Here is a 13,571-nt window from a genome sequence, read left to right as displayed (position 1 = left end):
TCATCCGGAAGATCCGGGCAAATGCGTTGATGTCGTATGACGTCCTGTGGCGTCCTATGGTGCTGTCGTACTTCTCGGCTACCCCGGCCGGTGGAACTGATGGCATGTCGGACACACCGGAAGGGCCGGTTCGACGCTCTCGGCGTCGAACCGGCCCTTCCGGTGTGTCCGTCCGTCCCTCGTGGTCGGTCAGTCCGTGCCGGACTCCATCGCGGCACGGTCCAGCGCGGCGTCCTCGGCGGAGACCTCGCCGCGGGAGGCGATGGCCTCGGCGCCGCCCTCCGGCAGTTCCGGCATGGTGCCGATCAGACCGGTCGCGGCCGCCTGGGAGGCGCCGACGGTGGGGCTGCCGGTGCCGATCAGGCCGAGGCCGACGTACTGCTCCAGCTTGGCGCGCGAGTCGGCGATGTCGAGGTTGCGCATGGTGAGCTGGCCGATGCGGTCGACGGGGCCGAAGGCCGAGTCCTCGGTGCGCTCCATGGAGAGCTTGTCCGGGTGGTAGCTGAATGCCGGGCCCGTGGTGTCGAGGATCGAGTAGTCCTCGCCGCGCCGCAGGCGGAGGGTGACCTCGCCGGTGACGGCGGCGCCCACCCAGCGCTGCAGCGACTCGCGGATCATCAGCGCCTGCGGGTCCAGCCAGCGGCCCTCGTACATCAGCCGGCCCAGGCGCCGCCCCTCGGTGTGGTACTGGGCGAGGGTGTCCTCGTTGTGGATCGCGTTCACCAGGCGCTCGTACGCCGCGTGCAGCAGCGCCATGCCCGGCGCCTCGTAGATGCCGCGGCTCTTGGCCTCGATGATCCGGTTCTCGATCTGGTCCGACATGCCGAGGCCGTGCCGGCCGCCGATGGCGTTGGCCTCCATCACCAGGTCGACGGGGGAGCCGAACTCCTTGCCGTTGATGGTGACCGGCCGACCCTGCTCGAAGCCGATCGTCACGTCCTCGGTGGCGATCTCCACGGACGGGTCCCAGAACCGGACGCCCATGATCGGCTCGACGGTCTCGACGCCGGTGTCCAGGTGCTCCAGGGTCTTGGCCTCGTGGGTGGCGCCCCAGATGTTGGCGTCGGTGGAGTACGCCTTCTCCGTCGAGTCCCGGTAGGGCAGGCCGTGGGCGACCAGCCACTCCGACATCTCCTTGCGGCCGCCGAGCTCGGTCACGAAGTGCGCGTCCAGCCAGGGCTTGTAGATCCGCAGGTTGGGGTTGGCGAGCAGGCCGTAGCGGTAGAACCGCTCGATGTCGTTGCCCTTGAAGGTCGAGCCGTCGCCCCAGATCTGGACGTTGTCCTCCAGCATCGCCCGCACCAGCAGCGTGCCGGTGACGGCACGGCCCAGCGGCGTGGTGTTGAAGTACGCCCGACCGCCGGAGCGGATGTGGAACGCGCCGCACGTCAGCGCGGCCAGGCCCTCCTCGACCAGGGCGGCACGGCAGTCGACCAGGCGGGCGACTTCGGCGCCGTAGGTCTTGGCGCGGCCGGGCACCGAGGCGATGTCGGGCTCGTCGTACTGGCCGATGTCGGCGGTGTAGGTGCACGGGACGGCGCCCTTGTCGCGCATCCAGGCGACCGCGACCGAGGTGTCGAGGCCGCCGGAGAAGGCGATGCCGACGCGCTCGCCGGTGGGGAGGGAGGTGAGGACCTTGGACATAGGAAGAGTATGCATGATGACGCATGATCATGCAAAGGGGGCGTGTCGAAGCCCCGGGCATGACCATCCCGGCCCCATGTACTAGAGTTATCTCGACATCGAGATATCTGCCGAGGCGCACCGTAGTCGCACGCCGTTATCGGGTCTGACAGTAAGGCATACCTAACTTAGCCTTACCTTAGCGGATCGGCCAAGCAGGCGTGGCGGCAGGATGCGGTGGTAAGCGCACCAAAATGAAGGAGACTGTCGTGTCGGCGAACAGCTTCGACGCCCGCAGCACGCTGCAGGTGGGCGACGAGTCTTACGAGATCTTCCGGCTGGACAAGGTGGAGGGCTCGGCCCGTCTTCCGTACAGCCTCAAGGTTCTCCTGGAGAACCTGCTCCGTACCGAGGACGGCGCGAACATCACCGCCGACCACATCCGCGCCCTCGGCAGCTGGGACTCGCAGGCCCAGCCGTCGCAGGAGATCCAGTTCACGCCGGCCCGCGTGATCATGCAGGACTTCACCGGCGTGCCCTGCGTCGTCGACCTCGCCACCATGCGTGAGGCCGTGAAGGAGCTCGGCGGCGACCCGGCGAAGGTCAACCCGCTCTCCCCGGCCGAGCTGGTCATCGACCACTCCGTCATCGCCGACAAGTTCGGCACCAACGAGGCCTTCGCGCAGAACGTCGAGCTGGAGTACGGCCGCAACAAGGAGCGCTACCAGTTCCTGCGCTGGGGCCAGACCGCCTTCGACGACTTCAAGGTCGTCCCGCCCGGCACCGGCATCGTCCACCAGGTGAACATCGAGCACCTGGCCCGCACGGTCATGGTCCGGGGTGGCCAGGCGTACCCCGACACCCTCGTCGGCACCGACTCGCACACCACCATGGTCAACGGCCTCGGTGTGCTGGGCTGGGGCGTCGGCGGCATCGAGGCCGAGGCCGCGATGCTCGGCCAGCCGGTCTCGATGCTCATCCCGCGCGTCGTCGGCTTCAAGCTCACCGGCGAGCTCACCCCGGGCACCACCGCCACCGACCTGGTGCTGACCATCACCGAGATGCTCCGCAAGCACGGTGTCGTCGGCAAGTTCGTCGAGTTCTACGGCGAGGGCGTGGCCGCCACGAGCCTCGCGAACCGCGCCACCATCGGCAACATGTCGCCGGAGTTCGGCTCCACCGCCGCGATCTTCCCGATCGACGACGAGACCCTGAACTACCTGCGCCTGACCGGCCGCAGCAACCAGCAGGTCGCACTCGTCGAGGCGTACGCCAAGACGCAGGGCCTCTGGCTGGACCCGACGGCCGAGCCGGACTTCTCCGAGAAGCTGGAGCTCGACCTGTCGACGGTCGTCCCGTCGATCGCCGGCCCGAAGCGCCCGCAGGACCGCATCGTCCTCGCCGACGCCGCCGAGCAGTTCAAGCTGGACGTCCGCAACTACGTCGACGTCGTCGACGAGGCCGGCCAGGAGTCCTTCCCGGCCTCCGACGCCCCGGCCGTCGCCCCGAACGGCACCCCGTCCAACCCGGTCACCGTGACCGCCCCCGACGGCTCGACGTACGAGATCGACCACGGAGCGGTGACGGTCGCCGCCATCACCTCCTGCACCAACACCTCCAACCCGTACGTCATGGTCGCCGCCGCGCTCGTCGCGAAGAAGGCCGTGGAGAAGGGCCTGACCCGCAAGCCCTGGGTCAAGACCACCCTCGCCCCGGGTTCGAAGGTCGTCACCGACTACTTCGACAAGGCCGGTCTGACGCCGTACCTGGACAAGGTCGGCTTCAACCTGGTCGGTTACGGCTGCACCACCTGCATCGGCAACTCCGGCCCGCTGCCGGAGGAGGTCTCCAAGGCCGTCAACGACCACGACCTCGCGGTCACCTCGGTCCTCTCCGGCAACCGGAACTTCGAGGGCCGTATCAACCCCGACGTCAAGATGAACTACCTGGCCTCCCCGCCGCTGGTCGTCGCGTACTCCATCGCGGGCTCCATGAAGGTGGACATCACCAAGGACGCGCTGGGCACCGACCAGGACGGCAACCCGGTCTTCCTGAAGGACATCTGGCCCTCCGAGGCCGAGGTCAACGACGTCGTGGCGAACGCCATCGGCGAGGACATGTTCTCCAAGTCCTACTCCGACGTCTTCGCGGGCGACGCCCAGTGGCAGGCCCTGCCCATCCCGACCGGCAACACCTTCGAGTGGGACGCCGAGTCGACGTACGTCCGCAAGCCCCCGTACTTCGAGGGCATGGAGATGGAGCCGGCCCCCGTCTCCGACATCTCCGGCGCCCGCGTCCTCGCCAAGCTGGGCGACTCGGTCACCACCGACCACATCTCCCCGGCCGGTGCCATCAAGGCCGACACCCCGGCCGGCAAGTACCTCACCGAGCACGGTGTGGAGCGTCGTGACTTCAACTCCTACGGCTCGCGCCGAGGCAACCACGAGGTCATGATCCGCGGTACGTTCGCCAACATCCGCCTGCGCAACCAGATCGCGCCGGGCACCGAGGGCGGCTACACCCGCGACTTCACGCAGGAGGGCGGCCCGGTCTCCTTCATCTACGACGCCTCGCAGAACTACCAGGCCGCCGGCACCCCGCTGGTGATCCTGGGCGGCAAGGAGTACGGCTCCGGCTCGTCCCGTGACTGGGCGGCCAAGGGCACGGCCCTGCTCGGCGTCAAGGCCGTCATCACCGAGTCGTACGAGCGCATCCACCGCTCGAACCTCATCGGCATGGGCGTCCTGCCGCTGCAGTTCCCGGCGGGCCAGTCGGCCGACTCGCTCGGTCTGACCGGCGAGGAGACCTTCTCCATCGCCGGCATCACCGAGCTGAACGAGGGCACCACCCCGAGCACGGTGAAGGTCACCACCGACACCGGCGTCGAGTTCGACGCGGTCGTCCGCATCGACACCCCCGGTGAGGCCGACTACTACCGCAACGGCGGCATCATGCAGTACGTGCTGCGCAGCCTGATCCGCAAGTAGGCGGTACGGCACGGCAGTCGAGGGCCGCATCCCCGGTGACGGGGGTGCGGCCCTCCGCCATGCCTCGGTGAGAAGAACCCCAGGTCATCACCCATCCCCAGATGGAACACAGGATTCCCTCAGCGGACGCGGACAGGATCGGGACATGACCGCCACCGCTGGGTTCCACAACGACGAGGGCCGGGTGCCGACGACCTCCACCGCGCATGGCCCCGGCCACGCCACCGGCCCGGTGGAGAACGGCAGATGAGCGCCCGACGGCGCCTTCGCCCCCTGCGCACCCGCCTGCTCGTCCTCATCGGGCTCGCCCTCGTCGCCGTGTGCGCCGCGATGGCGCTCACCACGGCCCTCGTCCAACGCTCCTATCTGCTGGGCGACCTGGACGACCGTGTCGACTCCGCCGCCACCCGCGGCCTGGGCGGCGCTCGGCTGCACCCCGAGCGGACGGCCGACCTGAGCTTCCTCACGGCGAGCGGACACCCGACCGGGATGCTCGCCGCCCGGCTCGACGACGACGGTGACATCCTCGCCGCCGAGGTGGTGCGCCAGGACGCCGCACCGCGCGCCCTCACCGACGCCCAGCGCACCGCCCTGGCGGACGTCGCCGCCGACGGCGCCATGCACACCACCAGCGTCCCCGGCCTCGGCACCTACCGGGTCACCGTCGCCGAGAGCGACGGGACGCGCGTGCTGGCCGGGCTCCCGATGGACGACGTACAGCGCATGATCAGCGGCATGGTCGTGGCCGAAGCGGCCGTCGCCGGGGCCGGTCTCGCCGTGGCGGGCGGCCTCTGCGCGGTCGTCGTACGACGCCAGCTGCGCCCCCTCGGCCGGATCGCCGCCACCGCCGCCGAGGTCTCCCGCGCACCGCTCGACCGCGGCGAGGTCACCGGCCTCACCCGGGTCCCGGCCCGGGACACCGACCCCGCCAGCGAGGCCGGCCAGGTCGGCGCCGCGCTCAACCGCATGATCGACCACGTCGAGTCCTCCCTCACCGCGCGTCGGCACACCGAGGAGCGGATGCGCCGCTTCCTCGCCGACGCCGGCCACGAACTGCGCACCCCGCTCGCCTCCATCGCGGGCTACGCCGAACTCATGAACCGGGGCACGGACCCGATCGAGCCGCTGCTCGCCTGGCGCCGCGTCTCCGCAGAGTCGGCACGGATGACGGGCCTGGTCGAGGACCTGTTGCTGCTGGCCCGACTGGACGAGGGCAGACCCCTGCACTCCGCGGAGGTCGACCTCGCGGCAGTGGTCGCGGAGGCGGTCCGGTACGCGCGGGCCGCCGGGAGCGGACACGTCTGGCGGCTCGAACTGCGCCTGGACCACGCCCCGTCGGTCCTCGGCGACGAGGCCCGGCTGCGCCAGGTGGTGGCCAACCTGCTGGCCAACGCGCGTGCGCACACGCCCACGGGCACGAGGGTCGTCGCGGTCGTGGAGGCCGGGGACGACCGGTGTGTCGTACGCGTCCGCGACGACGGCCCCGGCATCCCGCCCGCCCTGATCCCGACGGTCTTCGACCGCTTCACCCGCGCCGACACCTCCCGCGCCCGAAGCGGCCCGCACCACGGCGGATCCGGGCTGGGCCTCGCCGTCGCGCATGCGATCGTGTCGGCCCACGGTGGGCTGATCGAGGTCGAGAGCGTGCCGGGCCGTACGGAGTTCACCGTACGACTGCCTCTCGCGGTGACGTTGCCGGCCGCGCCGTCCCCGCGCGCGGCGACGGTGGGGCAGCGCGTCTGAGGGCCGGGGCCCCGCACCTCAGCGGGCGAGCGCGGCGGCCTCCTCCTTCGGCGCGGTGCGCAGGGTGCGCAGCGGCGAAAAGAAGGTGGGGACGGCACTGAGCGTCATGCCGACCGCACCGATCCACAGGGTGGCCGCCGCGCCGAACGCCGAGCCGAGCGCGCCACCCGACAGACCGCCCAGCGGAATCACGCCCCAGGAGACGAAGCGGGCCGTCGCACTCACCCGACCCAGGAGCCGGTCCGGGGCGAGGGCCTGCTGAAAGCTCGACTGGGCCACCACGCGCACGACACCCCCCAGCGAGAGCCCCGCGATCCCGACGACCGCCACGCACACACTCCACCCCGGCCGGGCCGACGCCATCAAGGCCGTCGGGGGACAAGTGACGAGCGGCGCCAGCCAGATGACCGGCCCCTGCCCGACCCACCTCGAAACCCGGGCCGCCACCAGCGCCCCGACGAGGGCACCACACCCCATCCCTGACAGAACGACGCCGATACCGAAGGAGCCGAGGCCGATCTCCCGCTCCAGGAAGACCAGCAGCATGGCCTGGTACATGACCAGAAAGAGATTGAACGTCGCGTCCCCCAGCGTGATCGCGCGCAGGCCGGCATGCCGGAGCACGAACTTCAGACCTTCCCCGATGTCCCGGCCCAGTCGAGGCTGCCGGCTCGGCTCCGGCTTCCGCTCGCGGGTGCGGATGCCGGTCGCCAGCACTCCCGACAGGGCCATCCCGACCGAACTCACCAGCACCGTCACGGGCGCCCCGACCCAGCCGACCAGCGGACCCGCCAGCCCGGGCCCGCTGATACTGGTCACCGAGCGAATCGCCGAGAGCTTCGAGTTCCCCTCCATGAGCTGGTCGCGCCCCACCAGATGCGGCAGAAAGCTGACGTGGGCGACGTCGAAGAAGACCGTCAGCACCCCATGGACCAGTGCGACCGTGTACAGCCACCAGATGCTCAGCAGATCCGCCCACCACGCCAAGGGAAGGGTGAGCAGGACCAGTGCCCTCGCCAGATCGGTGCTGACCAGCACCGATCGCTTCCGCATCCGGTCCACCCAGGCGCCGGCCGGCAACCCGACCAGGAGCGAGCCCGCGGTCGTCATCGTCGTCAGCAGTCCGACCTGGAACTCGTCGGCCCGCAAAGCCGTGATGGCGATCAGCGGCAGCGCCAGGAACACGACGCGGTCGCCCAGTTGACCGAACGCGGTGGCGGCGAAGAGCCGGCGGAAATCCGGATCCCGTAACACTCCTGGCCGGGGACGTGTCGATATACGAGTCACTTGCCGTGCCGCTCCACCGCGAACTCGTAGGCCACTTCCCGCCGCACGTCCGGAATGACGATGTCGGCGGTCTCCACCGGACGCCGGTCGGTGTCGTAAATGGTGCGCTCGATCCGGAGCACCAGATCCCCGACGCCGATCCCCAGGAGATTCGCCTGCTCCCGGGTGGCGCGAGCCGGGCGCGGCAGCTCGATCACCGTTTCGATGTCCACGCCGATGGAGCGCATCCGCTCGACCACTCCCTTTCCCGCGAGCGGACCCTCTTCGGGCAGCATGATCGGTGTTCCGTCCGTGACGGCCATCGGTTCCCAGGAATCGGAGAGCTGGACCGGCTGCCCATCGGCGAGGAACTCGTAGTGGGTGTTGACGCAGAGGTCGCCGGGACCGATCGCGAGCCGCTCGGCGATCGCCGCGGGGGCCGGGACCCGGACCTCGCTGTGCGCATCCCAGGCCCCTGCCCTGCCTCGCTCCTTCATGGCGGCGAGCGACGGAGCGCCGTGCCGAGAGCGGACCATCAGCAGGCGTTCACGCGGTACCCGGACGTAAGTCCCCGAGCCCGCGCGCCCTTCGAGGAGGCCCTCGGTGATCAAGCGGTCCACGGCCCGCTGCGTCACATTGCGCCCCACCCCGTACTCCTCGGCGAGCCGCGCCCGCGACGGCAGCCGCTCCCCGATCCGCCACTCACCCGCGAGGATCCGCGCGTGCAGCGCGTCGGCCACTTCCAGGTAGGGCGCCGGTCGGGGCATGCACGACTCTCCGATCGCTCCGCTGCACGGCGGTTCTTGACCGCCGACGGAGTTGGGAAGCTACCGCACCGCGGGGAAGCTACTGGAGCAGCCATACGCTCGGCGTTCGCCGCGACCCACACTTTCCTCCCGCGCCAGGCGTTTACAACCACGCCCCACGGCGCTACCTTCCGCAACAGACGGGGTGGGAGCGCTCCCATCGGTGGTGGACCGGAACCCGCCGCCCCGGCCCGCTCCCGCCCCGCACCCACGAGCGCCACCCGTACGCACCAGTGCACGCACACTCACACACGCAGCCGCACGGCCCGTACCTCAAGGAACGGACTCGACTGTCATGATCCTGACAAGCACTCCCGGCGCCCCCACGCCCCCACCCCGCCGATTAACGCTCCCCACCCGCGCCAGGGCCCTCTTCCTCGTCCTGATCTCCCTGGTCGCCACCATCCCGGCCGTCGCCCTCGTCATGAGCACCGGCGGCCGCGCGGAGGCCCACGGCACCCCCATGAAGCCGGGCAGCCGCACCTTCCTGTGCTGGCAGGACGGCCTCACCGACACCGGTGAGATCAAGCCCGTCAACCCGGCCTGCAGGGCGGCCCAACAGGTCAGCGGCACAACGCCGTTCTACAACTGGTTCTCCGTGCTGCGCTCCGACGGCGCCGGCCGCACCCGCGGCTTCGTGCCCGACGGCGAGCTGTGCAGCGGCGGCAACACCAACTTCACGGGCTTCAACACGCCCAGCGGCGACTGGCCGCTCACCCATCTCACCTCGGGCGCGACCGTCGACTTCTCCTACAACGCCTGGGCCGCGCACCCGGGTTGGTTCCACGTCTACATCACCAAGGACGGCTTCGACCCGACCCGCACCCTCACCTGGGACGACATGGAGGAGCAGCCCTTCCTCTCGGTCGACCACCCGCCCCTCAACGGCTCCCCGGGCACGGTCGAGGCCAACTACTCCTGGTCCGGCAAGCTCCCCGACGACAAGTCCGGCCGCCACATCATCTACATGGTCTGGCAGCGCTCGGACAGCGCCGAGACCTTCTACTCCTGCTCCGACGTCGTCTTCGACGGCGGCAACGGCGAGGTGACCGGCGTCAAGGAGCCCGGCAACCCGACCGACCCGGTGCCCGGCGAGTGCTCCGCCACCCGCCGTACGACCGGCACCTGGTCCGGCGGCTACCAGTCCGAGGTGACGGTCACCAACACCGGCGACGTCCCGATGCTGGGCTGGATGGTCGACTGGACCCTCCCGGCCGGCCAGAAGGTCGACAGCCTCTGGAGCGGCAACGCGACGTACAACGGCCAGGACGTGATGGTCCACAACGCCGACTGGAACGGCTCCCTGAGTCCGGGCCAGAGCGCCAGTTTCGGGTACGTCGTCACCGGCTCCGGCGGTGACAGTGCGACGACGCTGCCCTGCCGCGTGGGCTGAGCGGCAGCTCCCGGCAGCCCCGGTGGCCGGCTGGTCCCGGTCACCGGGTGCGGCAGGCGCCGAAGGGCGGCCGACGTGGGCCCCGTTCGTCGGTGGGTATGCCTGGCAGGAATTTGAAGGCACGTGGCAGCCCTGCCCCTCCTGTCCGGCCGCGTCGGCCGTCAGGCTTGAGTCATGAACAATACCTTCGACGCTACTGTCCAGACGGTCATCGCCCTCGCCGTGCTCTCGCTGGCCGTCCTCCCCGCGATCCTCGGGGGCATCCGCGACCGCCGTATCGACGTGCAGCTCAGAGACGCGGAGGAGCATCGGGACCGCCGCACCGGCGTCCTGGTCGTCTTCGACCTCGCCTACGGGCCGCACGAGGAGCGGGTGTTCCGCGCGAACGCGGGACGGACCAGCCGCTGAGCGCGATGCCGGCCGACCGTGGACCGTGGTGCCCCACCCGGCGGTTCGCCTCCGCTCCGGGCGGACCCGGTGGCGTTGGGCTGACGCCCACCGGGTCCGCGAGCCGGACGGGCTCGAGGGGGGAAAGAAGCTCGTCCGGGCGGCGATTGGCTTGTGCGGCCAGTACGAGGCCCGCAGTCCGACAACGATGTCGAAGTGGCCTGTGCATGACTCTACCGCCTCAACGGACAACGACGTCAAGCCAGTTGGTCCACTGAGCGACGTCACACCCCCTGCGCACCGGGACGTGTTTCACGCCGGCCACGGACTGAGCCCCAGCACCTCTGTCAGCCAGTCCAGTTGGCGGCGCACATGTACCGCGTCGCCGCCTTCGTGGCCGTTGAACGGATAGGGGTGGATCTCCTTGCGCGGCCCGGCGCCCGACAGCTCCGCATAGCGGTTGAAGGCGCCGTACGCCCCGCTCGGCGGGCACACCGTGTCGCGCAGGCCGACTCCGAAGTGGGCCGGGGCGTGGGCGCGCCGGGCGAAGGAGATCCCCTCCATGTAGGAGAGCGTGTCGTACGCGGCCCGCTCTGCGCCCCGGTGCACCGAGAGGTACGCGGTGATCTCGCCGTAGGGCGCGGCGTCGGTGAGGTCGAGTGCGCGCCGGATGCCGCACAGGAACGGGGCGGTGACCAGCACCGCCGCGAGGTCGGGCACGAGTCCCGCGACGGCCAGCGCGAGTCCGCCGCCCTGGCTGTTGCCGACGGCCGCGATCCGGGAGGCGTCCACGCCGGGCAGCGTGCGCACCGCCTCCACCGCTCGTACCGCGTCGGTGATGAGGCGGCGGTAGTGGTAGTCCCGGGGGGAGAGCAGGCCGCGTACGGCCGGGCCCGGGCCGCCCGGTGCCGTGGTGTGCGGGTCCGGGGTCGCGCCGCCGTTGCCGTATTGGTCGCCCTGGCCCCTGTTGTCCATCAGCAGATGGGCGTACCCGGCGTTCACCCAGGTCAGCCGCTCGTGCGGGAGGCCGCGGCCCCGGCCGTAGCCGGCGTACTCGACGACGGCGGGACGTGCCTCGCGCAGTCCGGCCGGTCTGCTGAACCAGGCCCGCACCGGGTCTCCGCCGAAGCCCCGGAAGGTCACGTCCCAGGTGTCCGTCAGGCGCAGGCCGGTCTCCACCGGGCGTGCCGACACCAACACCTCGGGCCGGGCCGCCTCCTTGAGGGTGCCGTGCCAGAACTCGTCGAAGTCCGCGGGCTCCTGGAGGTCCGGACGGAAGTGCTCCAGGGCGTCCGGCGGCAGATCGAATGCGGGCAACGGTGACCTCCGATTGTTGCGCCTCGCTACCAGAATGTTTCGTGGTCTTTTGGCTCGTCGCGGTTGCTTCCTTCCCAACTGACCTTCCCTGTCAGTCCCATTGACAGCCATTACACCCGGCCCTAACCTCGCCGCAAAGTTGCCGGTACGACTCCGAAACTTTCGGTGCCACCGGGAGGCCACTGCATGAGCACGTCCACCACGTCGGCTCCACCGCCCGGCACACGGCAGCCGCCGTCGGGGAAGGCTCCACCCCGCCGCGGCCGGCGGCCGGCGCGCACCGGCTGGCGGCGGGCGCTGCGCCGGGACTGGCAGCTCTACTCGCTGGCCGTGCTGCCGCTGCTGTTCTTCCTGGTCTTCCGCTATCTGCCGATGCTCGGCAACGTGATCGCGTTCCGGCGCTTCGAACCGGGCGGCTCGATCTTCGGCGAGCAGTGGGTGGGCCTGCGCTACGTCGAGATGTTCCTCAGCGACCCCACCTTCTGGCAGGTCTTCCGCAACACCCTGTGGCTCGGCGGGCTCACACTCGTCTTCTGCTTCCCGATCCCGATCGTGCTGGCGCTGCTGCTGAACGAGGTGCGCCGGCGGGCGCTGAAACGGTTCGTGCAGTCGGTGTCGTATCTGCCGCACTTCCTGTCGATCGTGATCGTCGCGGGCATCACCCTGCAGATGCTCGCCACGGACGGCGCGATCAACCACGTTCTGGGCTGGTTCGGGCACGACCCGATCCGGTTCATCCAGGAACCCGAGTGGTTCCGTACCGTCTATGTCGGCTCGGAGATCTGGCAGACCGCCGGCTGGGGCACGATCCTGTACCTCGCCGCGCTCACCACCATCGACGAGGACCTGTACGAGGCCGCCCGCATCGACGGCGCCAACCGCTGGCAGCAGATCTGGCACGTCACCCTGCCCGGCATCCGGCCCACCATGATCACGCTGCTGATCCTCAACATCGGCACCTTCATGGCCGTCGGCTTCGAGAAGGTCCTGCTGCTGTACAACCCGCTGACCTATCCGACCGCCGACGTGATCTCGACGTACCTCTACCGCGCGGGTGTCGAGTCCAACAGCTTCAGCTACGCCGCCGCCATCGGGCTGTTCGAGGCGATCATCGGCCTGGTCCTGATCACCTCCGCCAACCACCTCTCGCGCCGCACGGTGGGGACGAGCCTGTGGTGAAGCCGAGCCGCTCCTACCGCGTCTTCCAGGGCGTCAACGGCGTCGTCCTCACCCTGGTCGTGATCGTCACCCTGTACCCGTTCGCCAACATCATCGCCCGGTCGTTCAGTTCGGAGCGGCAGATCCGGGCCGGGGAAGTGACGCTGTGGCCCAAGGGGTTCAACCTCACCACGTACAAGATCGTGTTCCAGGACTCGATGTTCTGGCGGAACTACGGCAATACCGTGCTGTACACGGCGGTCGCCACCACCGTGGCCATGGTCCTGACCACCTGTTATGCCTACGTCCTGTCGAAGAAGCACCTCAAGGGACGCGGCGTACTGGTCGGCGTCGCCGTCTTCACCATGTTCTTCACCGGCGGCCTGATCCCCAACTACGTCCTGGTCACCAGCCTCGGCCTGAAGAACAGCGTCTGGGCCATAGCGCTCCCCAACGCGATCAGTGTGTTCAACCTGCTGGTGATGAAGGCGTTCTTCGAGAGCCTGCCGACCGAACTGGAGGAAGCCGCGCAGATCGACGGCCTCAGTACGTACGGCATTCTGCTGCGGATCGTGCTGCCCCTGTCGAAGGCGGTCGTCGCGACGATGGTGCTGTTCTACTCGGTGTCCTTCTGGAACTCCTGGTTCAGCGCCTTCCTGTACATGGACAAGTCCGAGCTCATGCCGGTCACCGTCTATCTGCGCAACCTCATCTCGGGCGCCACCACGGGCGGCAACGCGGGTGCCGCCGACGCACAGCTCAGCCAGGTGGGGGCGAACATCCAGGCGGTGACGATCGTGCTGACCTCGCTGCCCATCCTCTGTGTCTATCCGTTCGTCCAGCGCTACTTCGTCTCGGGCGTGATGCTCGGCGCGGTCAAGGGCTAACAAG

At 69.7% G+C, this 13,571-nt stretch carries 10 protein-coding genes; 6 read left to right on the top strand and 4 right to left on the bottom strand.

Annotated elements, in window-relative coordinates; all coding sequences use genetic code 11:
* Positions 1–189 precede the first annotated feature (189 nt).
* The gene (argG, locus tag IM697_RS33275; protein WP_194049989.1) at positions 190–1,644 is read right to left on the bottom strand and encodes an argininosuccinate synthase; all 1,455 of its coding nucleotides are present in this window, start codon (positions 1,642–1,644) and stop codon (positions 190–192) included.
* A gap of 248 nt (positions 1,645–1,892) precedes the next feature.
* Here argG and acnA point away from each other — a divergent pair, with 248 nt between their 5' ends.
* Positions 1,893–4,610 (top strand): aconitate hydratase AcnA, encoded by a 2,718-nt coding sequence (gene acnA, locus IM697_RS33270; RefSeq protein WP_194039796.1) that lies wholly within the window; start codon positions 1,893–1,895, stop codon positions 4,608–4,610.
* Between the two features lie 246 nt (positions 4,611–4,856).
* Positions 4,857–6,353: a sensor histidine kinase gene (locus IM697_RS33265; RefSeq protein WP_194039795.1), complete on the top strand. Its 1,497-nt coding sequence runs from the start codon at positions 4,857–4,859 to the stop codon at positions 6,351–6,353.
* Positions 6,354–6,371: 18 nt separating this feature from the next.
* Here the strand turns inward: IM697_RS33265 and IM697_RS33260 are convergent, their stop codons facing one another.
* Together IM697_RS33260 and IM697_RS33255 are read right to left on the bottom strand one after the other, a co-directional pair.
* Complete coding sequence (locus tag IM697_RS33260; protein WP_228044276.1) at positions 6,372–7,607, bottom strand: MFS transporter; 1,236 nt, start codon at positions 7,605–7,607, stop codon at positions 6,372–6,374.
* Between the two features lie 29 nt (positions 7,608–7,636).
* Positions 7,637–8,386 carry a GntR family transcriptional regulator gene (locus tag IM697_RS33255; protein ID WP_194039794.1) on the bottom strand — a complete coding sequence of 250 codons (750 nt, stop codon included), beginning with the start codon at positions 8,384–8,386 and terminating at the stop codon, positions 7,637–7,639.
* Positions 8,387–8,720: 334 nt separating this feature from the next.
* Here IM697_RS33255 and IM697_RS33250 point away from each other — a divergent pair, with 334 nt between their 5' ends.
* Complete coding sequence (locus tag IM697_RS33250) at positions 8,721–9,818, top strand: lytic polysaccharide monooxygenase auxiliary activity family 9 protein (protein WP_194039793.1); 1,098 nt, start codon at positions 8,721–8,723, stop codon at positions 9,816–9,818.
* 174 nt (positions 9,819–9,992) lie between these two features.
* Complete coding sequence (locus IM697_RS33245) at positions 9,993–10,226, top strand: hypothetical protein (RefSeq protein WP_194039792.1); 234 nt, start codon at positions 9,993–9,995, stop codon at positions 10,224–10,226.
* A 291-nt stretch (positions 10,227–10,517) separates the two neighbouring features.
* Here the strand turns inward: IM697_RS33245 and IM697_RS33240 are convergent, their stop codons facing one another.
* Positions 10,518–11,522 (bottom strand): acetylxylan esterase, encoded by a 1,005-nt coding sequence (locus IM697_RS33240; protein ID WP_194039791.1) that lies wholly within the window; start codon positions 11,520–11,522, stop codon positions 10,518–10,520.
* 186 nt (positions 11,523–11,708) lie between these two features.
* Here IM697_RS33240 and IM697_RS33235 point away from each other — a divergent pair, with 186 nt between their 5' ends.
* Both IM697_RS33235 and IM697_RS33230 read left to right on the top strand, forming a co-directional pair.
* Positions 11,709–12,701, top strand: a complete 993-nt coding sequence (locus tag IM697_RS33235) for an ABC transporter permease (protein ID WP_194039790.1) — start codon at positions 11,709–11,711, stop codon at positions 12,699–12,701.
* Entirely contained in the window at positions 12,695–13,567 is an 873-nt protein-coding gene (locus tag IM697_RS33230; protein WP_194039789.1) for a carbohydrate ABC transporter permease, read from the top strand. The genes IM697_RS33235 and IM697_RS33230 overlap by 7 nt, the downstream gene beginning before the upstream one ends.
* The last annotated feature ends 4 nt before the right edge of the window (positions 13,568–13,571 follow it).

The sequence above is a fragment of the Streptomyces ferrugineus genome (assembly GCF_015160855.1).
Lineage (GTDB): Bacteria > Actinomycetota > Actinomycetes > Streptomycetales > Streptomycetaceae > Streptomyces > Streptomyces ferrugineus.
This window is presented reverse-complemented; position numbering and strand designations above follow the sequence as displayed.

Coding starts and splice junctions, on each gene's coding strand:
- argG (WP_194049989.1), bottom strand. CDS start 1,644: ATGTCCAAGGTCCTCACCTCCCTCCCCACCGGCGAGCGCGTCGGCATC.
- IM697_RS33265 (WP_194039795.1), top strand. CDS start 4,857: ATGAGCGCCCGACGGCGCCTTCGCCCCCTGCGCACCCGCCTGCTCGTC.
- IM697_RS33255 (WP_194039794.1), bottom strand. CDS start 8,386: ATGCCCCGACCGGCGCCCTACCTGGAAGTGGCCGACGCGCTGCACGCG.
- IM697_RS33250 (WP_194039793.1), top strand. CDS start 8,721: ATGATCCTGACAAGCACTCCCGGCGCCCCCACGCCCCCACCCCGCCGA.
- IM697_RS33245 (WP_194039792.1), top strand. CDS start 9,993: ATGAACAATACCTTCGACGCTACTGTCCAGACGGTCATCGCCCTCGCC.
- IM697_RS33235 (WP_194039790.1), top strand. CDS start 11,709: ATGAGCACGTCCACCACGTCGGCTCCACCGCCCGGCACACGGCAGCCG.